The organism is Massilia sp. P1_C10 (assembly GCF_056406475.1).
The window spans coordinates 148656-174003 of record NZ_JBFUAC010000005.1 but is presented as its reverse complement, the minus strand read 5'-3'; the positions used below and the strand labels follow the sequence as shown (position 1 = coordinate 174003).

Below are 25348 nucleotides of genomic sequence, written 5' to 3'. Positions count from 1 at the left end.
ATGGGGTCAGGTCCGCCGGACCTGACCCCATCTTGACCTAGCCCATGACGTTAATCGGCTTCCCGGCCACAAACGCCTCGACGTTATCCACCAGCATATCGGCCAGCGTCTGCATCGCCCCCGTGCTGGCCCACGCCACATGCGGGGTCAGGATGAAGTTCGGCTGATTCACCGACAGCAGCGGATTGTCCGGCACCGGCGGCTCCTTGCTCAACACGTCGAAGCCCGCGCCGCCGATCACGCCGTCCTTCAGTGCCTGCGCCAGCGCCGCCTCGTCCACCAGCCCGCCGCGCGCCGTATTAATCAGCAGCGCGGTCTTCTTCATCATCCCCAGCTCGCGCGCCCCGATCATGCTGCGCGTCTGGTCGTTCAGCGGCAGGTGCAGCGTGATCACGTCGCAGGTTCGCAGCAGTTCCTCGAGCGGCAGGTTGGTGACCTGCGGATCTTCGACCGGCGTGCGCGTCGCCACGCATACCTGCATGCCGAACGCACGTCCGAGCTGCGCCACCTTGTGTCCCAGCGCGCCGTAGCCGATGATGCCCAGCCGGCTGCCGGCCAGGTCGCCGATCGGATGATTGAACAGGCAGAAGGTGCTCGACTTCTGCCACAGCCCCGCGTTGACGTCGGCGCCGTACGCCAGCAGGTTGCGGCGCAGCGCCAGGATCAGCGCGAAGCAGTGCTCCGGCACCGCCACCACCGAATAATTACGGATGTTCGACACCACGATGCCGCGCTCCCTGCACGCCGCCAGGTCCACGTTGTCGGTGCCGGTCGCCGCCACCGCGATCATCTTCAGGTCGGGCAGGCGGGCGATGTCCGCCGCCCGCACCGGCACCTTGTTGGTGATGGCGATCGTCGCGCCGGCCAGCCGCTCGGCCACCTCGCCCGGCTGCGTCGCCGGATAGTCGCGCCACTGGTGCTCGAACGAAGGTGCGCGTACATTGGCCAGCAGGCTGTCGCGGTCGAGGAAAACGATCTTTTGCATGTCAGGCCTTTTGTTGTGCGGTTTTTATCTGGAAGCGCGGGTGAGTGACGTACAAATCGGCGATCCACTCGACGAACACGCGCACCTTGGCAGAAAGATGGCGATTTTGAGGATATACCACATTGACCGGCAATGCAGGGCTGCCCCAGTCTTCGAGGATCTGCACCAGTTCGCCGGTGCCGATGTAGGGTTCGAGTGAGTACGTCGGCATCTGGATGACGCCGAGTCCGCTCAGGCCCGCGGTGACGTAAGCGGTGGAGTCGTTCACCGCCAGGTTCGACGGCAGCGGAATGCTGACCTCTTCGTCGCCGCGCACGAAGTCCCAGTCGAACACCTTGCCCGTCTTCTGCGAAAAATAGTTCACGCAGCGATGGTCCGCCAGGTCGCGCGGATGAATCGGCCGTCCAAACTCTTTCAGATAGGCCGGCGTCGCGCAGGTGACGAAATTGAGCACGCCAATGCGGCGCGCAATCAGGTTGGAGTCGGGCAGGGTGCCGGCGCGAATCGCGCAATCGACCCCTTCCTCGATCAGGTCCACCGGCCGGTCGCCGCAACCCAGTTCGAGCGCGATGTCCGGATAGCGCGCGAAGAAATCCGGCAGCGCAGGAATGATGATGTCGTTGGCGGTGCCGGTCGACACGTCGACGCGCAGGCGTCCGCTCGGGCTGGCCCGGTTGCGAGACAGGGACTCCTCGGCTTCGCGCACGTCCGACAGGATACGCAGGCAGCGCTCATAATAGGCGGCGCCGTCGGACGTCACGCTGACGTGCCGCGTGGTGCGATGCAGCAGCTTGACCGACAGCGCCTTCTCCAGCGACTGCAGCATGGTCGACACCGTCGCCTTGGGCAGGTTCAGCTGGTCGGCGGCCTTGGTGAAACTGCCGCAGTCGACCACCTGTACGAACACTTCCATCGCCTGCAATTTATTCATTTATCCTCGCATTGTTCCGAAATCTGAACAATCAATTCGCTAATGGCATCTTTATCAGATTGTAGATCAAGATTACACTGCATGTACTGGATCAAGAGATCCGGCAATTTTCGGAAGCGGTTGGGAGGAAGTCATGCGATATAAGGACGCCATCATTACGGTAATAGCACTGGTAGCCAGCCTCGCTGTCTTGACCGGCATGACCTATACCGATCCGTACCAGCAGGCCGCCCAGGTCGAAAGCCTCGGTTTTGACGCACTCGCACATGACCTGTTCAACGGTTCGAAGCTTGCGTGCGCCGACCAGCCGGCCGAAGGAAGCGCGCAATGAACATCGCAGTCGACCTGCCGCTGATGAACATCCGCGAACTCGAAGTGGCCGGCGCCGAGGGTCCGCTGGTGGCGCGCCTGTACATGGCCGACGCGGCGCGCTCCAAAAAGGACAGCCTGGTGGTGTTCTTCCACGGCGGCGGTTTCGTCGGCGGCGGTCTCGATGACGCCGACCAGTTCCTGCGCCATATGTCCTGCGGCGCCGCCAACCAGCTGGTGCTGGCGTCGTGCTACACGCTGGCGACGACCAGGCCATTCCCCGCCGCCGTCGAAGATGCGCACGCGGTGCTGGCCTGGGCGAAGAAGAACAAGGCGAAGCTTGGCTGGAGCGGCAAGCGCCTGGTGGTGGCGGGCATCGAAGCCGGCGCCAACCTCGCGGCGGTGTGCGCGCTGATGTCGCGCGACCGCGGCGGCCCCGAGCTGGCCGGCCAGATCCTGATCATGCCGATGCTCGACCCGGGTCTCACCACCTGCTCGATGCGCGACGTGAAGCTGGACGACAGCATGGCCGAAGTGGCCGACACCTGCGCCGCCAGCTACCGCGGCTACCTGCCGAACCCCGCGGACCGGATGCATCCGTATGCGTCGCCGCTGCAGTCGAGCCGCCTGAAGAACCTGCCGCCGGCGCTGATCCTGTCGGCTGAAGACGATCCATTGCGCGACGAGGCCGAACAGTACGCCGCCAAGCTGTCCGCGGCCGGCGTGTCGACCACGCTCAAGCGGATGGAGCCGGCGCCGCTGCAGGACGAGGGCGCGCGCAACGAGTGTGCGTGCAAGGCCGCCGCGCTCACCGAGATAACCCGATTCCTCAAGATGCTGGAATCTCCCGGCACGTAAAAGTCTACCAATCTCACGCTGAACCAGGCGCCCCCACCGGGCGCCGGGGGATCGCTTTACCTTTTTCGCCTTGGAGGTCAGGTCCTGTGGACCTGACCCCGGGCACCGTATCGCCACTTCATAGGGATAAAACATGAAAACCACCCGCCACTTCACCATGCTCACGATCGCCGCCGCAGTGGCCGCCATCAGCCTTTACGGCTGCGGCCCCGCCAACAGCGCGGCTCCGGCCGCGCCAGCGGGCGGCCCGCCCGTCACCGCCGCGGTGGTGCTCGAAAAGCCGGTCAACGAGACCCAGGAATTCTCCGGCCGCCTGGAAGCGGTGGAGCGGGTCGACATCCGCGCCCGCGTCGGCGGCTTCATCACCGCAGTCAATTTCAAGCCGGGCAGCCTGGTGAAGAAGGGCGACGTGCTGTTTACCATCGACTCGCGCCCGTTCCAGGCCGAAGCCAACCGCGCCGAAGCGGCCGCAGTGTCGGCGCGCGCCAAGGCCGACCTGGCCCGCCTCGAGCTGGACCGCTCGCAGCGCCTGCTGGCCGACAAGGCCATCGCGCAGCGCGAGGTCGACGAGAAGCAATCCAGCCTGAAGGAGCTCGACGCCAACGTACGCGCCGCCCAGGCATCGCTCGAAGCGGCGCGCCTGAACCTGGCCTACACCAAAGTCACGGCGCCAATCTCGGGCCGCGTGTCGAAAGCCGAAATCACGACCGGCAACCTGGTCGATGGCGCCGCGATCCTCACGTCGGTGGTGTCGAACAAGGACATCTACGCGACCTTCGACGGCGACGAAGACACCTATCTGCGCGTCGCCCGCGTATCGCAACAGGGCGCGCCGGTGGTGGTGAAGGTCGGCCTGGCCAACGAGCAGGGCTTCCCGCACGAGGGCAAGCTCGAATTCGTCGACAACCGCCTCGACGCGGCGACCGGCAGCGTGCGCATGCGCGCCACCTTCGCCAACGAAGACAATACGCTGGTGCCGGGCCTGTTCGCGCGGGTCCAGCTGTCGGGCGACCCGCACGCCAAGGCCACCGCCGCCGTCATCAGCGAGCGCGCCATCGGCACCGACCAGAACCGCAAGTTCGTCTACGTCGTCAAGGCCGACAACACCGCCGAATACCGCGCCGTCACGCTCGGCCCGATCGCCGACGGCCTGCGCGTGGTGCGCGAGGGCCTGAAGCCGGGCGAGAAAATCGTCGTCAACGGCCTGCAACGCGTGCATCCGGGCGCGCCGGTGACGGCGCAGCTGGTGGCGATGGACGGCGCCGGCGACATCAAACTGGCCGCGGCAACGGCCGACCGCAAGGACAAATAATATGAACTTCTCCAAATTCTTCATCGACCGGCCGATTTTCGCGGCCGTCCTGTCGATCATCATTTTCGTGGCCGGCCTGCTGTCGATCTTCAAGCTGCCGATCTCGGAATATCCGGACGTGGTGCCGCCGTCGGTGGTGGTGCGCGCGCAGTACCCGGGCGCCAACCCCAAGGTGATCGCCGAAACCGTCGCGGCGCCGCTGGAAGAGCAGATCAACGGCACCGACGGCATGCTGTACATGTCGTCGCAATCGACCTCTGACGGTTCGCTCGCGCTGACCGTCACGTTCAAGGTCGGCACCGACGTCGAGCAGGCCGAGTCGCAGGTGCAGAACCGCATCCAGCGCGCCTTGCCACGCCTGCCGGAAGAAGTGCGCCAGATCGGCGTCACCGCCGTGAAAAGCTCGCCCAACCTGACGATGGTGGTGCACCTGGTTTCGCCGACCGGGCGCTATGACGACGTCTACCTGCGCAACTACGCGGTGCTGAACGTGAAGGACCAGCTGGCGCGCATCAACGGCATGGGCGACGTGCAGCTGTTCGGCGCCGGCGACTACGCCATGCGCGTCTGGCTCGATCCGCAGAAGGTGGCGGCGCGCGGCATGACAGCGGCAGACGTCGTCGCGGCGATCCGCGAGCAGAACGTGCAGGTCGCCGCCGGCGTGGTCGGCGCGTCGCCATCGAAAGGCGCCGAGTTCCAGATGACCGTGAACACCCAGGGCCGCCTGTCCTCGATCGAGGAATTCGGCGCCATCATCGTGCGCACCGGCGCAGACGGCGCGATCACGCAGCTGAAAGACGTCGCGCGCCTCGAACTCGGCTCCAACTCTTACGCACTGCGCTCGCTGCTGAACAACAAGTCGGCGGCGGCGATTGCCATTTTCGAAGCGCCAGGCTCCAACGCGCTTCAGCTGTCCGCCGACGTTCGCGCCAAGATGGCCGAACTGAAGAAGGACTTCCCGGAAGGCGTCGACTTCAGCGTGGTCTACGACCCGACCCAGTTCGTGCGCGAATCGATCAAGGCCGTGATGCACACGCTGCTCGAAGCGGTTGCGCTGGTGGTGCTGGTGGTGATCGTGTTCCTGCAAACCTGGCGCGCATCGATCATCCCGCTGGTGGCGGTTCCGGTGTCGATCATCGGCACCTTCGCGGTGATGCTCGGCTTCGGCTTCTCGATCAACACGCTCTCGCTGTTCGGGCTCGTGCTGGCGATCGGCATCGTGGTCGATGACGCCATCGTGGTGGTGGAGAACGTCGAGCGCAATATCGAGGCCGGCCTCTCGCCGCGCGACGCCACGGTACAGGCCATGAAAGAAGTCAGCGGCCCGATCATCGCCATTGCGCTGGTGCTGTGCGCGGTGTTTGTGCCGATCGCCTTCGTATCCGGCCTGTCCGGCCAGTTCTACCGCCAGTTCGCGCTGACGATTGCGATTTCGACCGTGATCTCGGCGTTCTCGTCGCTGACCCTGTCGCCGGCCTTGGCCGCGGCGCTGCTCAAGCCTCACCATGCGCCGAAAGACAAGCTGACGCGCGGAATGGACAAGATCTTCGGCGGCTTCTTCGGCTGGTTCAACCGCTTCTTCGGCCGCACTTCGACGCGCTACGAGAATGGCGTCAACGGCGTCCTGAAGCGCAAGACAGCGGCGCTGGGCGTGTACGCCATGCTGGCAATCTGCGCGGTGTTCATGTTCAAGGTGGTGCCGAACGGCTTCGTGCCGGCGCAGGACAAGCAATACCTGGTGGGCTTCGCGCAGCTGCCTGACGCCGCTTCGCTGGACCGCACCGACGCCGTGATCCGCCGCATGTCCGACATCGCCTCCAAGGTGCCCGGCGTGGAATCGTCGGTGGCGTTCCCTGGCCTGTCGATCAACGGCTTCACCAACGCGCCGAACGCCGGTATCGTGTTCACCACGCTGAAACCGTTCGACCAGCGCACCAGCAAGGACCAGAGCGGCGCCGCCATCGCGGCGGAGATCAACAAGCGCCTCGGCACGATCCAGGACGCCTTCATCATGGTGTTCCCGCCGCCGCCGGTCAATGGCCTCGGCACGACGGGCGGCTTCAAGATGATGGTCGAGGACCGCGCCAACGTCGGCTACGACGAGATGTACAAGGCGGTGCAGGCGCTGCAGGGCAAGGCGTGGGCCGACAAGAACCTGGCCGGCGTGTTCTCCAGCTTCCAGATCAATGTGCCGCAGCTGTTCGCCGACGTCGACCGCACCAAGGCCAAGCAGCTTGGCGTGCCGCTGGCGACGATCTACCAGACTTTGCAGATCAACCTCGGCTCGCTGTACGTGAACGATTTCAACCAGTTCGGCCGTACCTACCAGGTGCGCGTGCAGGCCGATGCGCCGTTCCGCTCCAAGCCGGAAGACATCTCGCAGCTGAAGGTCCGCAACGACAAGGGCGAGATGATTCCCCTGTCGTCGCTGATGCGCGTGAAGGACAGCTATGGCCCGGATCGCGTGCAGCGCTACAACGCCTACATGTCGGCCGATATCAACGGCGGCCCGGCGCCGGGCGTCTCTTCGGGCCAGGCGCAGGCCGCGATCGAGAAAATCGCCCGCGAAGTGCTGCCGAAAGGCGTGAGCTTCGAGTGGACCGAGCTGACCTACCAGGACATCCTGTCTGGTAACACGATGATCTATGTGTTCCCGCTATGCGTGCTGCTGGTGTTCCTGGTGCTGGCAGCGCAGTACGAGAGCTGGACCCTGCCGCTGGCGGTGATCCTGATCGTGCCGATGTCGATCCTGTGCGCGCTGGTCGGCGTCAAGCTGACCGGTGGCGACAACAACATCTTCACGCAGATCGCGCTGTTCGTGCTGGTGGGACTGGCGTCCAAGAACGCGATCCTGATCGTGGAATTTGCGCGCGAACTGGAAGACCATGGCCGCACCGTGGTGCAGGCGGCGCTCGAAGCCTGCCGCCAGCGCCTGCGTCCGATCCTGATGACGTCGATCGCGTTCATCATGGGCGTGGTGCCGCTGGTGTTCTCGCATGGCGCCGGCGCCGAGATGCGTCATGCGATGGGTGTGGCGGTATTCGCCGGCATGCTGGGCGTGACCTTCTTCGGCCTGTTCCTGACGCCGGTGTTCTACGTACTCCTGCGTACGTTTGCAAAACGCTTTGAAAAGAAATCCAGCGTGGCAGTAGCCGCGCAAGTTGAAGGAGTCCACTGATGATCAAGATCGCACCTTTGCTGGCGGCGCTGCTGCTGGCCGCGTGTTCGTCCGTCCCGGAGCTGAAGGTGCCGGCGCTGCCGATGCCTGCGGCGTTCAAGGAATCGCAGCAGCCGCTGGTGGCGCCCGACGGCACCCAATGGAAAGTGGCGCGGCCGGCCGAGTCGCAGCCGCGCGGCCAGTGGTGGCTCGCGTTTCACGATCCCGAGCTGACAGGATTGATCGGCCAGGCCACCGAAGCGAATGCCAGCCTGGCCGTCGCCGCGGCGCGGGTCAGGCAGGCGAGGGCGCTGGCCGGCATCGCCGAAGCGGATCGGAGCATCCAGGTGGGGGCCGGTGTCGGCGCGCAGCGCGGCGCAAGTCCGACCGTTGCGCAGGCAAGCAGCTACCAGGCCAGGCTGACCGCCAGCTATGAGGTCGACCTGTTCGGCCGCATCGGCGCCGGCGTCAGCGCGGCGCAGGCGGATGCGGCCGGGTCCGAGGCGACCTACAAGTCCGTGCTGCTGTCCCTGCAGGCGGATGTGGCGCAGACCTACTTCCGGCTTCGTTCGACCGATGCGGAACTGGCGACGCTGGCCAGGAACGTCGACCTGCGCGCCCAGAGCGTGAAGGTCAACCAGAGCCGCTTCGACAACGGAGACATCGGCGAATTCGACCTGGTGCGTGCCAAGGCCGACCTGGCTGCGGCGCGGGCCGAAGCGATCGGGCTGCAGCGGCAGCGCGTGCAGCTGGAGCACGCGCTGGCGGTCTTGCTCGGCAAGCCGGCCGCCGCGTTCTCCGCGCAAGCCAACCCGCTGCTCGAGACGACGCTGCTGCCGGTGATTCCGGCGGGGCTGCCGTCGCAGCTGCTGGAGCGGCGTCCCGACGTGACCGCGGCGCAGCGCGCGCTGGTCGCATCGAATGCGCGCATCGGTGAGGCGCGGGCGGCGATGTTTCCGGCTCTCGGCCTGTCAGCTGCCGGAGGCGGCGAATCGACGGCGCTGTCGAGCATCCTGAAACTCAGTGGCCGCTCGTGGATGCTGGGCGCGCTGCTGTCGATGCCGATCATCGACGGCGGCCGCAACAAGGCAAACGTCGCGCGCAGCGAAGCGGTGCTGGAAGAGTCGGTGGCGGCGTATCGCCAGAACGTGCTGGTGGCGTTCGCCGAGGTGGAAGACAACCTGGCCGGCCTGCGCATCCTGGCGGGACAGGCGGAGCAGGTGGAGTCGGGCGTCGTGCTGGCGCGCCGTTCGGCCGACCTGGCCCGGAAGCTTTATCAGGCGGGGCGCTCGAGCTACCTGGACCTGCTCGATGCGCAGCGCAACCTGGCGCTGGTCGAACGCAACGCTGCGCAATTGCGCGGCAACCAGGCGGTGACGACGGTGGCCCTGATCCGCTCCCTGGGCGGAGGCTGGAGCATTTAAGTCGTCGGCCAGCCCTGGCGATTGCGCATTGCCGGGGCTGGCAATACAATGGCCGCACATGGCCGCCCCTTACACCGATGAACAACTGATGCTCCGATACCGCGAAGGCGACCTGCTCGCTTTCCGCGAGCTGTATGGACGCCATCGACTCGGTTTGTATCGCTTTATCGCGTGGCGCTCGCCGCGCGCCGAATGGGTCGACGAGATCGTGCAGGATGCGTGGGCCAGCCTGCATTCCGCGCGCTCCGTCTATCGTCCCGACGCCACGTTTCGAACCTACCTTTACCAGATCGCCCGCAATCGCCTGCTCGACCTGCTGCGCCAGAGTCAGCCGGTGCTGGCGGCCGAGTTGGGCGCCGGCGCCGATGGCCGCGATGTATTTGACGCCCTGGCCGATGCGGCGCAGGATGTAATGGCTCCCGACGCCGCGCTGGAAAGCCGGCGCCGCGCGGACGGCCTGCACGGCGCCATCGCACTGCTGCCCGGCGATCAGCGCGAGGCGCTGGTGCTGCAGCAGTTCAGCGGCATGAGCATCGATGAAATTGCGGCGCTGGTGGCGGCGCCGGCCGAAACGGTCAAGAGCCGGCTGCGCTACGCGATGCGGAAGCTGCGTCAGCACCTGGCGCCGGCCGACGCAACGCAAGGAGAGCAAGCTTGAACAGTGAAGACATGAACGACGCTGAATTCGAGGCCTGTCTCAAGGGCGAGGACGATCTGTCGCGCCGCCTGAAAGCGCTGCCGCAGCCGTCCCCGTCGAGCGAACTGGATGCGGCGATTCTGAAGCGTGCGCAGGAACAGATACTGCGAACGCCCGCTGCAAACGATCCAGGCACAGGGGCGCCGTCGATGCATCCGCTGGGGTGGCGCTGGCGCGCGCCGGCAGGGATTGCTGCCAGCGTTCTGGCCTGCGTGCTGGCGCACCAGGCCTGGCAGGAGCGCACGGCGATGGAGCAGGCTGCGGCAGTTCCCGCACCCGCGCCGGCGGCCATCCCGGCGCAAATAGAAGAACTGGCGCCGCCACCGCCACCGTCTGAGCCGGCAACGCGACGGGGTCCGCCCGCAAAATCGTTGCCGCGCCAGGCGCGCGTTGCGGCGCCAGCGAAGTCCGAAGTGGCGGTCGCGGCTTCCGTGGCGGACGTAGCGCCGGCAGCAAATCAGGTGGTTCCAGCGCCCGCTGCTCCCGCACCGGCACCGGCTGCTCCCGCGCCTGCATCGGCCGCCCCGTACGGCGAGCTTTCGCGCGCTGTCACTGTGACTGGCCGGCGCAGCCGGGTCGATCCGGCCAGCAGCGCCATTTCGCCCGACCCGAAAGCCTGGCTGGCCGCAATCGACGAACTGATGAAGGCGGGTCTGCGGCGCGACTCCCTCGAAGAGTGGGAAAAGTTCCGCGCCGCCTACCCTGATTACCCGGTGCCGGCGGAGACCACCGAGAAGATCAACGCGCTGCGGAACTAGGCATGTCGAACTCTCCGACGTAGATCGTTTCGCCCCGGTCCTTCAGGCGCAGCGTGATTACCTGCTCCTTCTGGCGCGCGGTGCCGAAGCCGCTGAACAGCTTGACCTGCAAGGTCGTGGCGCCGGCCAGCACTTGTTGGCGGTTGCCATAATAGTTCGCCTCGATCTTGTACTTGCCCGGTGTGGCGCGTCGCAGCGAAAATTCTTCCGGCCCGTAACCCTGCGTGAAATCGCGCGACATGCGCCCGCCGAGCGATGTCAGCGCGTGGCCGAAGTAGCAGCGCTCGCCGTTCGGATCCGTCACCCACAGGTCCATGTCGGCGTTGTCCGCATCCCACGTCATCACGACGCGCAGATCGAGCGGCAGGTTTTTCAGCACGCGCGGATCGATACGGCTTGTGTCGAGCGGCGTCCGCGCGCCGGCGACGATCGCGTTGATCTCGGCGAGGACGATTGTTTCGATCTCCGGGAAGCGGCCATCCCACGGCCGCACAACCACTTCGTACAGGGTGTCGATCGCCTGTTGCGGATGGCCGGCCGCGGCGTGCGCGAGGCCCAGGTCGCGGTACGATTGCGGTTCCTCCTTCGCCAGCCGCGCTACTTTCTCGAATACCGGCAACGCCAGTTGCGGCGCGCCGGCCTGCAACAGGCGGTAGCCGAGGATGCGAAGCAGGGCGCGGTTTTCCAGATCCATCTCGGCCAGGTTAGAGAGCACGCGCAGCGCCAGGTCTCGGTTGCCCTTGTCGATCAGGATGTCCGCGACATCGAGGTAGAACGCGCTGCTGTTGGCGTACCCCGGCTTTTCATCGAGATACAGCGCGTACACCCTGTCGGCCGGTGCAGAGCGCAAACGCTCGATGTACGGGGCATTGGCCACCCATTTTTTCAGGGCGATGCCGGCTTGCGCGGCGGTCGCTGCGTAAGCTGTCGTTCTGCTTCTGCTGCCGGATACGTCAACGCGGGCGCTGACAGTGGCCGGCGCGGGCGCGGGCGCGGGCGCAAACTCGGGCGGGGGCGGCGGCATTCCCTGATTGGACGACCGCTGTGCCCTGGCCGGCGCTTCCACAATCGTCATGGCGTCGACCGTTTCGCCAGTGCGCACTTGCTGCTCGGACTTCTTCGGCGGCAGTTTCGGAAAGTCGGTGTTCCACCATCTTACGCGCTGTTCGAAAAGTCGCAGGACGCTGTCGAAATGTTTGTTGCGCGCCAGCGCCGCGGTCTGGCCGCGCAGCGTCTTCAGGCTGTCGTAGGCCGGCTTCAGTTCGGCTGGCGGCTCGATGTCGTAGCGCAGGTAGTCGTCGATCCGGTCCAGCACGATCAGCGATGTCTCGCGCGTCGGAATGCGGAACTGGCGCCCGATCCGGCCCATCTCGGCGCGATGGGCTTCCGGGTCTGCTTCGAGCAGGCGCAGGCGCCAGCTTGCCCACAGCATGCCTGCCAGCGGATGTTCGGCGACGGCGCCATCGAGCGGCACGACGATTTCGGCGCCGTTCGACATGGTCAGTACCAGCTGCTGGCCGGGTGTGGTCAGCAGCCGGCCGGCCACGCGCAGCATGCCGTCCTTCGCGGCGCGCGATTGCGCCACCAGCTCGCCGACGCCGCGCCCGCGCATTTGTTCGATGCCCGCTTGCTGGAGCAGAAGCGCGCGCGCCGCTTCGCCCGGCCGTTGCGGATCGACGTTCACCAGCGCGCCGCGATTAAGTTCGGCCAGCGCCGACAGGCGCGCGCTGTCGGCCGACACCGCCGAATTCATCGCGAACAGGCGCTGGTGCGCGCCCAGCGTGGGCGCCTGCGCGGCGCCGTAATTTGCAAGGCCATCGGACACCAGCAGGTACTGGTCGACCTCGGCCTGCGGCTTCCAGTCGTTCAGCGCGCTGGCGCCGTCGTACACGGTCGCTTCCAGCGCGCGGCGCAGCACACTCCAGTCGCCGTTGCGGACATGGTATGCGACAGGCGCTTCGGCCCGGTCGCGCAGGCGGACCAGGCGCACTCCCACCTTGCCGAGCGCCTTGAAGTAAGCATCCAGCTCCGCCAGTTCGGCATCGAGGGCGCGTTTCGCGCCGGAGCCGGAGCTGTCCCACAGCAGCCCGATGGTGCGCGGCGCGGGACGGCGGGTCGGCGCTGCGTCGATCGGAATCTCGGCGACAAAGTAGGTCGCGCCATCGACGGTCTGGCGGAACACCTGCGGCTGGTCGCGCGCTTCGATCGCGATATCGAGCGTGCCTTCCGGCGTGAACTGCTGGCGGGTGATGCTGGCGCGGTAATCGGCGACGCCGCGTTCGAAACGCAGGTCCGCCAGGCCGCCGCGGATCGCCGGCGCCGCGCCGTCCTTGCCGTTGACCTTCATGTCGAGCGCGAACTCCTGCACCTTGCCGTAGTCGAGCGGCAGGCGGTAGGCCCACTGGCGCGCATGGCGCACGAGCGCTTCGGCGTATTTCAGCTCCACGGTGCGGGTGCCGCCGGCGGCGATCGGATAGATGCGCAGCTTGAAGTTGTTGCCCTGCGTGGTCTCGAGCAGCGCCGGATCGACGCCGCGCCGTTCGATCGCCTCGAATACCTCGCGCCCCTTGGCCTTCTCCACCGGGACCGCGGACCGTATACGGCCATCGATGTCGAGCGCGAAGGCGGTGACCTGCTGGCCGTCGAGCAGCGGAAACTGCAGCGTCCCTTCCAGGACGCGCCGGTTCGGATTGAAGAACTCAATGCGCACGGTGGTTTCGGCCATGCCGCCGCTGATGTCGGCATGGATGGCCAGGCGGCGCAGTTCGATCGGCTCGGCGCCGGGGCCTACCTGCACGAGGACCGGTTGAACGGTGGTACGGGTAGCGAACGCGGGCGCGCTCAGAAAGGCGCCAAGCAGGATCAGGCAGCGGATCAACATGGGATTCTCCAGGGTGCCGGACGGGACCGGCGTTACTGATGAAACGTTGCCGCCGCGGAAATGGGGTTAAATTCGCTGAAAAATGGTTAGCTGGCGTACAGTCTGGCGCCGGGGCGCGCTCTACACTCGACGGTACTGCTACAGTCCCAGGATGCCAGCCCATGTCCGACGCACTCAAAGCCTACAAGGCCAAACGCAACTTCGATATCACGTCCGAGCCGGCGGAAGGCGGCCAGCAAAGTCCCGACGCGCTGTCGTTCGTGATCCAGAAGCACTGGGCCAGCCGGCTGCATTACGATTTCCGGCTGGAACTCGACGGCACCATGAAGAGCTGGGCCGTGCCCAAGGGACCGAGCTACGACACCCACGACAAGCGCATGGCGGTGCACGTCGAGGATCACCCCATTTCGTATTCGAGTTTCGAGGGCACGATTCCGGAGAAGCAGTATGGCGCCGGCAAGGTGATCATCTGGGACAAGGGCACCTGGCAGCCGCTCGACGATCCGCACAAGGGTTATGCCGCCGGCAACCTGAAGTTCGAGCTGCACGGCCACAAGATGCACGGCAGGTGGGCGCTGATCCGCATGAAGGGCAAGGGCGAGAAGCAGGAGCCCTGGCTACTGATCAAGGAAAAGGACGATTACGCCCGTCCCGCCGCCGAATTCTCCCTCGTCGATGAAATGCCCGACAGCGTGAAGGACCTGAAGACGCCGCCTGCGCCGGTCAAGAAGGCCAAGGCCGCCGCCGCGCAACCCGGCCAGCCGCCGGCGCAAGCGGTCAAGGCCGACCTGCCGGAGACGCTGGCCCCCGAGTTGGCCACGCTGGTCGACAAGCCGCCGCACACGCCGGACGACTGGGTGTTCGAGATCAAGTTCGACGGCTACCGGATGCTGGCGCGCGTGGAAGGCAAGGACGTCACGCTGTTCACCCGCAACGGCAACGACTGGACCCGCAAGCTGGGGCCGCTGCAGAAGGAACTGTTGCGGATGCAGCTTCCGGACGGCTGGTACGACGGCGAGATCGTTGTCCACGACGAGCACGGCCGCCCCAACTTCGGCAAGTTGCAGCTGGCGTTCGACGGCAGCGACACCGCCCAGATCGTGTATTTCCTGTTCGACGTTCCCTACCTGCACGGCTACGACTTGCGCGAGGTGCGCCTTGACGACCGCCGCGCTGCGCTGAAGAACGTCCTGGACAATACTGGCTCCGACATCGTGCGCTTCAGCGAGGAATTCGGCGACGATCCGGAAGGGCTGGTGGCCGCGGCCTGCAAGATGGGTCTCGAAGGCGTGATCGGCAAGCGGCGCGAGTCGCGCTACGTGCAGCGGCGTTCGCCGGACTGGATCAAGCTCAAGTGCGGGCAGCGGCAGGAATTCGTGATCGGCGGCTACACCGATCCGCAAGGCTCGCGCACCGGGATCGGCGCGCTGCTGCTCGGCACCTACGACAAGGACGGCGTGCTGCAGTATGCCGGCAACGTCGGCAGCGGCTTCAACGAAGCGAGCCTGCGCGACCTGAAGGCCAAACTAAGCAAGCTCGACACCGATGTCAGCCCGTTCCCGCCGAAAGCGGTGGCCGGCCGCAAGCATCACTGGGTCGAACCCAAACTGATCGCCGAAGTGAGCTTCGCCGAGTGGACCGCGTCGGGCTCGGTGCGCCACGCGGTGTTCCAGGGACTGCGCGACGACAAGCCGGCCAAGGTCATCACGCGCGAATTGCCGAAACATGTGGAGGAAGTTGTGGACCAGCAGACCGAACCCGAAGCGCCGCACGGCACTTTGCCGGCGAGCCTGAAAGTGACCAACGGCGACCGCGTCATCGACAAGCAGAGCGGTACGACCAAGCTCGACATGATTCGCTATTACGCGCTGATCGGCTCCTTGATGATGGAGCACCTGAAGGGGCGGCCGGTGTCGCTGGTGCGCGCGCCGGCGGGCGTGGGCGGCGAGCTGTTCTTTCAGAAGCATGCGGACGTGGGCAAGCTGCCTGGCGTCAAGCAGATGGACCGGGCGCTCGACCCGGATCATCCGGAGATGCTGGAAATCGGCAACGCCAACGGTCTGCTGTCGGCGGCGCAATGGAACGTGGTCGAGATCCATACCCAGAACGCGACCGGCAAGGACTACGAGCGGCCGAACCGGATGGTATTCGACCTCGACCCGGGCGACGGCGTCGAGTGGAAGACGATGCAGGAAGCGGCGCAGCTGATGAAGGCGTTCCTGGACGAGCTCGGGCTGCCGGCTTTCCTCAAGACCAGCGGCGGCAAGGGGCTGCATGTGGTGGTGCCGGTCAAGCCTCAATACGACTGGGACACGGTCAAGGACTTCTCGCAGGAGATCGTCAGCCACATGGCGATGACCTTGCCAGACCGGTTTGCGTTCAAGAGCGGGCCGCGCAACCGGGTCGGCAAGATATTCATCGACTACCTGCGCAACGGGCGCGGCGCGACGACCGCCTGCGCGTGGTCGGCGCGGACGCGGCCGGGGCTGGGCATTTCGGTGCCGCTGGCGTGGGAGGAGCTGGAGTCGGTCAAGGCCGGCGACCAGTGGAACGTGCGCAACGCGCATACGCGGCTCGACAAGGGCAACGAGCCCTGGTCGGCGTACGCCAAGAGCGCGCGCAGCCTCGATGCGGCGATGAAGAAGCTGGAGTTCGATCCGAAACAAAAGGATTGATGCGGGAGTTCGATCAAAAGCCTATCGGCCGCAGGCTTTCGACGCGAATGACCGATGCTGTGCGACCCAGAAGCGCAGGTCCCGTTCGATGCCGTTCTTTGCCTCGACGGGGATCGCACTGTGGGTGGCGCCGACTGAAAACCGATATTCGCCGTTGGAGTTCGCGTTGGAGTAGTCGGGTCCGAGAATGAGGGCGTGAACTCGAGAATCACCTTGGTAAAGGCGGATGACGATCCGGGCGTCATAGCCGTCTTGGCTGGCTGGTACCTTTTCCAGTCGAGCACTTGCAAGTACGTCGATCAGACTGGTCAAGTCCGTCCCGTTGGTGATGACGTACCGGCACCCGGAGCGGACAACATCGCTCTCCTCGTAGGCGCGAATGCTGCCACGGGAGATGAGGTAGACATCGGCCGAACTGATGACGCTGCGCACATCGCTGATGGCCTTGGAAATATCGTTGGACGGCTCCGTGGCTCGCGCTGGCCGATCAATTCCCATTGCTGAGAACGCGATGGCGCACGCACAGGCAAGTCGCTGAATGTCGATTCCTCGTTTCATTCGTTTTCCTATAGCAATGAGTTCACCGGACTGGATGCGAGGATATCACCCTGCTGAAATCACGTCGAAGTATGATTTCCCGCAAGCAGCGCCGTGGGGCCGAGCTTAGTATTTTCTGGCAGGCATTTTTTGTCCGAACCGCTACCCGCGAAGGCTCCCCCAGATGCGTTCTTCCCTTGCAGGCGAAGTGCTTGCCGCGTTGTCCGAATTCACCAGCCGGACGCGCTTGTACGAACTCAAGCTGCCCGACCGTTCCAGCCTGCTCGTCGAAGCGTTCGCGGCTGACGATCCGCTGAACGGGATCGGATTCCGCGACGTGATCGCGTTGTCCACCCGCGGAAAACTCGACGCCCCAGCGCTGCTCGGCAGGCAGGCCAGCCTGGAAATCAGCCTGGCCGATGGCACGCGCGTTGCATTCGGCGGGCACATCTGCCAGGTGGCGACGCTGGGAAGCGACGGCGGGCTGTCGCGCCATCGGCTGCGGCTGGCGCCCTGGATCTGGCTGCTCAGCCAGGTCACCAACAGCCGTGCCTGGGCGGACCGCACTGTGGTCGAGATCATCGACTCGGTGTTCGCCAAGTATCAACCGCACGCGTCTTGGCGATGGAGCGTGGAAGTGGGCCGCTTCATCGCCGACGCCATGCCGCGCAGCTATTGCGCCCAGTACCGCGAGACCGATTTCGATTTCGTCAGCCGATTGCTGGCCGCCGAGGGAATTTCGTGGCGTTTCGAATCGCACGAGGGCAGTGAGCGGATGGTGCTGTTTTCCGACAGCAGCCGCGAGTGCGCGGTTCCCCGGGACGCCAGCGGCCCGGTGCGCTATCACGCCGCGAGTGCGCTGGAAAAGAGCGACAGCATCCAGTATCTTCAGGTCGATCGCACGCTCGGGCCGGCCCTTGTCACCACGCTCAGCTACCACTACAAGACCAGGCAATCCGTCGCCATCAGCGTGCCGACCAAGTTCCCGATCGGCGGCAAGAAGGCGCAGGCCGTCGAGAGCTTTGATTGTCCCGGCGAATCCGCCTATCCGAACTCGCACCTGGCGCGGCGCTATGCGGAAATGTCGATGGAGGCGCACGAGGCGCGCGGCCTGATGTGGCAGGGCCGCTCGACGGTGCGCACGCTGCGCGCGGGAACGCGGCTCGGGATCAGCGGCGTCCCGATCAAGCAATATCGCGACGGCGTTGAAGTCGTGGTGCTGCGGGTCGCGAGCTTCGGGGTGAATAATCTGCCGGTTACTGCGAAGACTGGACTGCAGAAGCTGTTCGGCGGCGTGGCGGAATTGCTGGCCGAATCGTTGAGTGCTGTGGGCCTCGCCGAGTTCGACAAGGCCGTCGACCAAGCGCAGCGCAGTGGTTATGCCAACTGCTTCGAGGCGATCGCGGCGGAGCGGCCCTGGCGGCCGGCGACTTCCCTCGGTCCCACCGCGCAGGGCAGCCAGAGCGCGATTGTGGTCGGCGCCGACGGATCCGATGAACCGAACGGCGCGGATGAAATCTATTGCGATCGCCTCGGGCGAGTGCGCGTTCGGTTTCACTGGCAGCAGGAGAACGTCAGTTGCTGGGTGCGCGTCGCGCAGCGTAGTGCCGGTCCGCGCACAGGCAGCCAGTTCCTGCCGCGCATCGGCCAGGAGGTCCTGGTCAAGTTCATCGAGGGCGACATCGACCGTCCGGTGATCGTCGGCGCGCTGTACAACGGGCAAGGCGAAGGCGGCGTGCTGCCGACGCCCGGCGGCAAGGTGGATCGTAACAGCGACGTCGGCGTGTTTGCAAAGGCCCACGATCATTTCAGAGGTGGGCAGGGAAACCTCGCCGGCGGCAACAGCCCGGTGTGGCACGGCGCCTCGTCCGACAGCGCGGGGCATCGAAATCCGTCGGCGCAGTGGGGCATTCGCAGCAAGGAGTTGGGCGGTCGTGGCTACAACCAGCTGCTGTTCGACGACACCGACGGCTATGGCCGGGTGCAGCTCAAGAGCACGCAGGCCGCGAGCGAACTCAATCTGGGACACCTGATCCATGGCGTGGACAACTATCGCGGCAGCTTCCGTGGCAGCGGGGCCGAACTTCGGACTGATGCTTACGGTGCGGTGCGGGCGGGGGCCGGGCTGCTCGTTTCGAGCTACAAGATCAGTCACTCGCGCGATGCGCGCGAGCCGGCGGGAGAGAACGCGGCGGCGAACTCGCTGCTGCAACACGCGACGAAGGTTGCGGCGAGTTTCAGTGCAGCAGCCAAGTCGCACCTGACGGTTGAACTTGCCGGCCACCTGGGTGCCGCCAAGCCGAATGCCAGTGCGCTCGATGATGCCGCGGCGCCGTTGAAGGCGATGTCGTCGGCGTTCGCCGCCACCCACGAACTTCCGGGCGGCGGCGTGCCCCACCCGAACGCATCGCTGATCGGCATTGCCGCTCGAGCAGGGCTCGGCCTGGTTGCCGGGCAGGATGTCCAGCTGGCCAATGGCGAGACGGTGACGATCATGAGCGGCGCCGATGCGCAATATCTGTCGGGCGGGCAGATGCGGGCGCAGTGCGGCCAGGCGCTCGGCGTGCTGGCCGGCGCCGTGGCAGCAGGCGAGGGCAGCGTCGGACTGCAGCTGATCGCGGCGAAGGAAGCAGTCGATTACCAGGCGCAGTCGGACCAGCTCAAGCTGCAGGCGCGCGAAGAAATCAACGTGATCAGCGCGAACTCGCACATCGACTGGGCGGCCGCGAAGAGCATCAGCTTGTCGACAGCGGGCGGAGCGAACATCACCATCGCCGGCGGAAACATCACGGTGCAGTGTCCCGGAAAAATCACCGTCCACGCCGGCATGAAGAAATTCAACGATCCCGCGAAGATGAGCTACCGGCTGCCGACTCTTCCGAACAGCACGCCACCGATTGCCAAGATAAATTTCGCGCTGGTGCTGTCCGACATTCCCGGGGCGCATGGTAAAGCCCTAGCCGATAGACCGTGGAGCATCGTACTGACCCGATCGAGGGAAAAGGACGTTTTGAACGAGAAGCGTTGGCGCAGGGTGCTGGCGAAAGGCACAAGCGACGCCGAAGGAAACTGCGTGCTAACCGTCGAGCAAAAGAAGGCTATTTGGACGGAAGTCATGCAGCATCCTCGGGATGTGTGGCTCGTGAGCGGTCCGAATGCCACTCAGCTGACGTTTACAAGTGTGACCGCGAACGATGCAGAGAAAAGGCAGCGTCGGATTCTGGACTCACTCAACTACGCTCATTCCGCGTCAGAGTTGGACGACGAACACCTTAAATCCTTCACTCAACGGGCCCAGCACGATTTCGACTCTCATATTGATTCAAAACCTTGCGATGCCACGAAGGCGTGACGACTATGACACTGATGCTTCCACCGGAATCTCTTCTTTCCTTGCACGACGAAACCAAGCTCTTCGATACCGGACACTACTTCTGCTATCAAAGACCATTTTCGATTCCGCGTGCTGGCAACAAAGTATCAATGCTGTCGTGCGGAAGCGAGGCGATGGAACAGATCCACGCGGCAATGCTTGCCGCTGAGAGCTTCATCTGGATCGCAGACTGGCAGATGGCATGCGATGTCGAGTTAGCCAGCCGAGGCGCTAAGGATTACCCTGGCCGTCTGCACAATGTCATCCGATACATCATCAGCACGAAGAAAGTGCATATTCGGATTCTCCTTTACATGTCCATCAAGGACTCCGTGCCAGGCACCTATGACTCCTTGGTGATGAATCGGCTCAATGCCTTGAACAGAGTCGAATATCCCGGGTCCGTACATGTTGTCGCGCAGCCTTCTACGTCCGCCCAAAATGATAGTCACGAGTATTCGCACCACCAAAAGTTCGTAGTCGTCGATGGCCGCGTTGGCTTCCTTGGAGGAATCGACTTAAGCTACGGGCGTTGGGAAACTCCCGAGTTCGATGTCGTCATCGATCCTGAGCGTCACGCCCTCAACGATATGTACAACCCGTGTCAGGTCAAGCTGCGTGAGGTCACTACCATTGAGAGTAAGAAGATCGAAAAATATGAGCTCGTAAGCCCATACGGAAAATTCCTTCTTGACGAGGGCTGTCAGCCGCGAATGCCATGGCAAGATGTGCACGTGAAGATCGATGGGCCTTCCGTGGTGGACATCCATCGGAATTTTGTGAGGCGCTGGAATTCGCGCCTGAATGAAATCGGCCAACAATGGCGTGGCGAATTGGTTCGATATCGAATTACCGAAAAATGGCTCAATGAAATTGGTGGTTGGAACCGTTTGGCGGCGGCACAAACGTGCCGGGAGGGGGGCGCCCAAGTACAGATCGTCCGCTCGGTTTCCTCGGCACATTTGCGAATGGAGGGGCACACGCCGGAAGATCTATCGTTGCACCCGGATAGGCGCGATCGTCATATCTGGCAGGCGCAACTGAAAACTTGGTGCGATTCACACCAGTCGAACATCCACGAGGCGGTCGTCAACTGCATTCGTAGCGCGGATAACTACATCTACATCGAAACACAATTCTTTATCTCGAATTTTGGGCGGGTCGGAAAGGTCGACTCGCGCAAGATTGGGAATGAAGACGACGGTTTCAAGAACGCTATCGTCGACGAATTGTGGAAACGGATTGACCAGCATATTCGCGCTCAGCCTGCAAACCCCTTCCATGTCTACCTCGTGATTCCCACACACCCGGAAGGCATGATGAGCGAGGAAGCGGTGTGGAAGCAGCACTGGCTGGCGATGGCCACAATTATGCACGGCAGCGAAAGTCTGATCAACCGGATCAAACGTTCACTTCAAGCAAAGAAGCGTGACCCAGAGGAGTGGATTCAGTATCTGACCGTCCTTAACATGCGCAATTACGGAGCGACGGTCCTTTATGCTCGGGATCCAAAAACGTTCGATGAGGACTTTGCCAGGGAGATCGGACGATATGTGGTCACCGAACAGATTTACATTCACTCAAAATTGATCATCGTCGACGACGCGGTAGCGATTGTCGGCTCGGCGAATACAAACGATCGCAGCTTGACGGGAAATGGCGACACCGAGATTGCGGCGGTCGTAGTCGACACAGAAGGCGTGGAGCTGCGGGACTTGGGGGCGCCGGGTCTCAAAGTACAAACGCGAAAATTCGCACGGGAGTTGCGGCAGCAACTGTGGCGAAAACATTTTGGATTCTTGGTCGACAGCGGGGAGCAGGGGGCGACCGGTTATTTCGATTCGACTACTCGTGCAGTGCGGGCGAAGAAACTAGTGCCGACTCCCATCACACACCCTCCCCGAGTGATCATGGATCAGGAAAAGATAGCAAGGGCAGGTCAAGTTAGCTGGATAAAGATTCTCGAGCGACCCTGCGATCCGGTCGTGGTGAAGGCGATTCAAAAGATTGCTCTCGATAATTCGAAGGCTTACGAGGCTGTTTTTAGCCATACGCCGCGTAATCATATGACCAAGTTCGAGGAGGTCGCGTCCCGGAAATTCTATACCTTGCCATACCCGCCCCTTTATAGCGTCGGGGACACCCAACTGTGGACGCAGTCGGTGGAAAACTTCCATCGTGACGAGTACACCTTGTCAAGGGGAACCAGGGAGGAATCTGTTAAGGCTAATGCTACTTACCAAAAGCGGGTAAGGGAACGAATACGGTCGCCAGTAGGTGACTTGAAAAGTCCGTCGGGGAAAAGCGCCGGAGGCGTGATTCCCCCCGCCCTACAACCAGCTTTTATGACTAAGAAGTTACTCCAGCATCAATTGTCCGCGTTGGACGAGCGCAGTTACGCAATGCGACAGCAACTTTACGCTGATGGGACTGTGCATGACGTGGCATCGGCGATAGATCATCTAAGTAGGTTGGTTGTCGGATTTTTTGTCGCAGCTCCCCTGCATTGGGGGAGGGATGCTTCCGTGAGTGGCGACCCCAGCAAAGCCACTGCGGTTTCGGTTGATATAGGCTAATTTAATTTACAGACGACGAATGAAAACCTTCCCCAATACCTGCCGCGCGATTCGAGATATTTGCGCATTGATCACAGCCTCCACGGCGCAACCTGCACTGGCAGAGTGCAACGATTTGCAGCATTGGCTTCGACCGCCGGGCCGAGAGGTAAAAGTTCTGGTTGGATACACGCAGGTAAAGCAAATAGATTTTGAAGGGAGGACAATTGGGCATGATCCTGCGTATCCAGTCCCTTTGCCTCTCGATCTTTTGAAAAAAACTGGGACGGTGCGCTTTGACTCGCAGACAACCAACTCAGTCTCATATTACGAGCCGGATGGCAAAGGCAATTTCCGGGTGTGCCGTGTTGAAAGTTGGTGGGCGCCAGGCTCAGGAGATCCGGACATAGTCGCCAGGCTTAAACCGGTCACCAAGGAATACATCGCAACACACGAATTACTCTCACGATTCCCGCCTGGCAGTGTCGTGTTCGCAGTTAGAATGTATTTCTACGACGCTAAAGGGCGATTCGAGCGCTTATCCGAGGCCTTCTTCGACCGGCCGAACCAGGCTGCGGTTGATTTGATGTGTCGGCGGTACGATGAGAAGAATCGGGTCATTATGGCAGTTGCTCCGAACGTTACAAAAGTGTGTCCTGAAGGCGCGCCGGACATTCGAGACAGTTGGCGGAGATACAAATATGCGGATTACATGGGTGACTCGACGACGCTGCTGGCGCTTGGGCATTCAGGAGCAGCGGACGGGTCATGGGTGGAGAAATATAGCCCGTTTCGGCTGGGCCCAGGCCCCGACGATCCTTTAGGGAATGCCGATGTGGACTCAAAAAACGGGGTCACTGTAATTTTTGGGTCCAACTTGGGGAAATGGGAGAATAATTCGGCAAACACAGTCGTGGATTCATTCGGCCATTGGCGGGGTTCGACCTACACGTTCACAAATCCCCCGGTTCCATTAGCAGTGTTGGACAACCCGGATCTAATTTACAAGTACGAACGACGGCGCCAAACCTATGTCGACAGCCACATCATCAAGCTATTCGAGTTTTTCAGGCCAAACGAGAACATCTCACGTCATCGGTATTACATGCTTGACGGATTCGTGCTGCGGCACGAACAGGTGGATTCCAAGGGAAAGGTAGTGCGCGTCATCACGATCGAAGACTGGCGCCAGCCGCGCCCGGGACCGAAGCCCGATGTGGATGACAACCTGCTTAGCACGCACCATGTCGCGTTGCTAGCGCATCAGGTGTTTCACCGGGTCTACGATATCGATACAACCGGCAAACCAGTGCTGGTCGCAGTCAGCTGGAATCGGGCAAACAGACTGATTAAGGGAAAGGTGCCAATTGACTATGCCGATTTGGTGTACGGGACGCCAGACGGCAAGGAACGCTGGAAGACGGAAGCGGAGTTCGAGAAGGCTTTCAACACCAGCGCGCACGCGTCCCACGTCTTCCCCGAAGAACAGAAGAAAAAACCATAAAAAATATGGGGTCAGGTTCGCCGAACCTGACCCCACCTTCGCATACAGCGGCGAAAAATCTTAAGCTGCTTCCCGCACCGGGAACATTTCCTTGTCTTCTTCCAGATGCGACGGATGCTTCAGTTCCGCCGCCAACTGGTCGTGGTCGAGCTCGCGCTCCCACTTCGACACGACGATCGTCGCCACGCCGTTGCCGATGAAGTTGGTCAGCGCGCGGCACTCGCTCATGAAGCGGTCGATGCCCAGGATCAGCGCCATGCCGGCCACCGGAATGGTCGGCACCACCGCCAGGGTCGCCGCCAGCGTGATGAAGCCGGCGCCGGTAATGCCCGACGCGCCCTTCGACGTCAGCATCGCCACGCCCAGGATCGTGAGCTCCTGCCAGATGGTCAGCTCGGTGTTGGTTGCCTGCGCCACGAACAGCGCCGCCATCGTCATGTAGATGTTGGTGCCGTCCAGGTTGAACGAGTAGCCGGTCGGAACGACCAGGCCCACCACCGACTTCGAGCAGCCGAGCTTCTCGAGCTTGCGCATCAAGGCCGGCAAGGCGCTTTCCGACGAACTGGTGCCCAGCACGATCAGCAGCTCTTCCTTAATGTAGGAAATGAAGCGGAAGATGGAGAAACCGGTCCACCAGGCGATCGCGCCAAGCACCACCACCACGAACAGGCCGCAGGTCAGGTAGAAAGAACCCATCAGCTTCATCAGCGGCAGCAGCGACGAGATGCCGAACTTGCCGATGGTGAAGGCCATCGCGCCGAACGCGCCGATCGGCGCCACCTTCATGATGATGCCCACCACGCCGAAAATCGCGTGCGACAAGTCGTCGATGAATTTGGTGACAGGCTTGCCCCGCTCGCCCAGCAGCGACAGCGACACGCCGAACAGGATCGCGATCAGCAGCACCTGCAGGATCTCGCCCTTGGCAAATGCGTCGACGAAGGTGTTCGGAATGATGTTCAGCAGGAAGTCCGTCGTGCTCTGCGCCTTGGCCTTGGCGGTGAACTCGGCGATCGATTTGGTGTCCAGGGTGGCCGGATCGGCGTTGAAGCCGGCGCCCGGACGGATCAGGTTGGCCACGACCAGGCCGATCGCCAGCGCGAACGTCGACACCACCTCGAAATACAGCAGCGCCTTGCCGCCCACGCGCCCGACCTTCTTCATGTCTTGCATGCCGGCGATGCCCGCAACGACGGTGCAGAAAATCACCGGCGCGATGATCATCTTGATCAGCTTGATGAAGCCGTCGCCAAGCGGCTTCATGTCGACGGCGAGCTTCGGATAGAACACGCCGAGCAGGACGCCGCACAGGATGGCGAACAGGACCTGGACGTACAGGATTTTGTAGAACGGTTTTTTCATGGCTGTCTCGCGTGGGTGTTTTAGTAGTGT

16 protein-coding genes are annotated in these 25348 nt (G+C 63.2%); 11 read left to right on the top strand and 5 right to left on the bottom strand.

Going from position 1 to position 25348, the window contains the following annotated elements; translation table 11 throughout:
* Positions 1-37 precede the first annotated feature (37 nt).
* Positions 38-985, bottom strand: coding sequence for a D-2-hydroxyacid dehydrogenase (locus tag AC1D02_RS12955; protein ID WP_477317430.1), 948 nt, complete (start codon positions 983-985; stop codon positions 38-40).
* Position 986: 1 nt separating this feature from the next.
* Positions 987-1916 carry a LysR family transcriptional regulator gene (locus AC1D02_RS12950; RefSeq protein WP_477317428.1) on the bottom strand — a complete coding sequence of 310 codons (930 nt, stop codon included), beginning with the start codon at positions 1914-1916 and terminating at the stop codon, positions 987-989.
* Between the two features lie 133 nt (positions 1917-2049).
* On the opposite strand from AC1D02_RS12950, the gene AC1D02_RS12945 reads away from it, so the two are divergent.
* The 7 genes from AC1D02_RS12945 to AC1D02_RS12915 all read left to right on the top strand — a co-directional run bounded on the left by AC1D02_RS12945 (position 2050) and on the right by AC1D02_RS12915 (position 10431).
* Complete coding sequence (locus AC1D02_RS12945) at positions 2050-2247, top strand: hypothetical protein (RefSeq protein WP_477317426.1); 198 nt, start codon at positions 2050-2052, stop codon at positions 2245-2247.
* Complete coding sequence (locus AC1D02_RS12940) at positions 2244-3083, top strand: alpha/beta hydrolase (RefSeq protein WP_477317424.1); 840 nt, start codon at positions 2244-2246, stop codon at positions 3081-3083. The genes AC1D02_RS12945 and AC1D02_RS12940 overlap by 4 nt, the downstream gene beginning before the upstream one ends.
* Before the next feature lie 133 nt (positions 3084-3216).
* A complete protein-coding gene (locus AC1D02_RS12935; RefSeq protein WP_477317422.1) occupies positions 3217-4395 on the top strand; it encodes an efflux RND transporter periplasmic adaptor subunit in 1179 nt (392 codons plus the stop codon).
* Between the two features lies 1 nt (position 4396).
* Positions 4397-7573, top strand: a complete 3177-nt coding sequence (locus AC1D02_RS12930; RefSeq protein WP_477317420.1) for an efflux RND transporter permease subunit — start codon at positions 4397-4399, stop codon at positions 7571-7573.
* Positions 7573-8976: an efflux transporter outer membrane subunit gene (locus AC1D02_RS12925; RefSeq protein WP_477317418.1), complete on the top strand. Its 1404-nt coding sequence runs from the start codon at positions 7573-7575 to the stop codon at positions 8974-8976. The genes AC1D02_RS12930 and AC1D02_RS12925 overlap by 1 nt, the downstream gene beginning before the upstream one ends.
* A gap of 58 nt (positions 8977-9034) precedes the next feature.
* Positions 9035-9634, top strand: coding sequence for a sigma-70 family RNA polymerase sigma factor (locus AC1D02_RS12920; protein ID WP_477317416.1), 600 nt, complete (start codon positions 9035-9037; stop codon positions 9632-9634).
* Positions 9631-10431 (top strand): hypothetical protein, encoded by an 801-nt coding sequence (locus tag AC1D02_RS12915; protein ID WP_477317414.1) that lies wholly within the window; start codon positions 9631-9633, stop codon positions 10429-10431. The genes AC1D02_RS12920 and AC1D02_RS12915 overlap by 4 nt, the downstream gene beginning before the upstream one ends.
* Here AC1D02_RS12915 and AC1D02_RS12910 read toward each other — a convergent pair.
* On the bottom strand, positions 10412-13312 hold the full coding sequence (locus AC1D02_RS12910) for a VIT domain-containing protein (RefSeq protein WP_477317412.1): 2901 nt from the start codon (positions 13310-13312) through the stop codon (positions 10412-10414). The two genes, AC1D02_RS12915 and AC1D02_RS12910, sit on opposite strands and share 20 nt — an antisense overlap.
* Before the next feature lie 161 nt (positions 13313-13473).
* Between AC1D02_RS12910 and ligD the strand changes: the two genes are divergently transcribed.
* Positions 13474-15987: a DNA ligase D gene (gene ligD, locus AC1D02_RS12905; protein WP_477317410.1), complete on the top strand. Its 2514-nt coding sequence runs from the start codon at positions 13474-13476 to the stop codon at positions 15985-15987.
* A 21-nt stretch (positions 15988-16008) separates the two neighbouring features.
* On the opposite strand, the gene AC1D02_RS12900 is transcribed toward ligD, so the two are convergent.
* The gene (locus AC1D02_RS12900; protein ID WP_477317408.1) at positions 16009-16545 is read right to left on the bottom strand and encodes a hypothetical protein; all 537 of its coding nucleotides are present in this window, start codon (positions 16543-16545) and stop codon (positions 16009-16011) included.
* 163 nt (positions 16546-16708) lie between these two features.
* Between AC1D02_RS12900 and AC1D02_RS12895 the strand changes: the two genes are divergently transcribed.
* Genes AC1D02_RS12895 through AC1D02_RS12885 form a run of 3 tightly spaced genes read left to right on the top strand, consistent with a single transcriptional unit; the run spans position 16709 to position 23956 of the window.
* Positions 16709-19876, top strand: coding sequence for a type VI secretion system Vgr family protein (locus AC1D02_RS12895; protein ID WP_477317406.1), 3168 nt, complete (start codon positions 16709-16711; stop codon positions 19874-19876).
* A 5-nt stretch (positions 19877-19881) separates the two neighbouring features.
* Positions 19882-22473, top strand: a complete 2592-nt coding sequence (locus AC1D02_RS12890) for a phospholipase D-like domain-containing protein (protein WP_477317404.1) — start codon at positions 19882-19884, stop codon at positions 22471-22473.
* A 19-nt stretch (positions 22474-22492) separates the two neighbouring features.
* The gene (locus tag AC1D02_RS12885) at positions 22493-23956 is read left to right on the top strand and encodes a hypothetical protein (RefSeq protein ID WP_477317402.1); all 1464 of its coding nucleotides are present in this window, start codon (positions 22493-22495) and stop codon (positions 23954-23956) included.
* A 60-nt stretch (positions 23957-24016) separates the two neighbouring features.
* Here the strand turns inward: AC1D02_RS12885 and AC1D02_RS12880 are convergent, their stop codons facing one another.
* The gene (locus tag AC1D02_RS12880) at positions 24017-25318 is read right to left on the bottom strand and encodes a dicarboxylate/amino acid:cation symporter (protein WP_477317400.1); all 1302 of its coding nucleotides are present in this window, start codon (positions 25316-25318) and stop codon (positions 24017-24019) included.
* Positions 25319-25348: the final 30 nt, after the last annotated feature.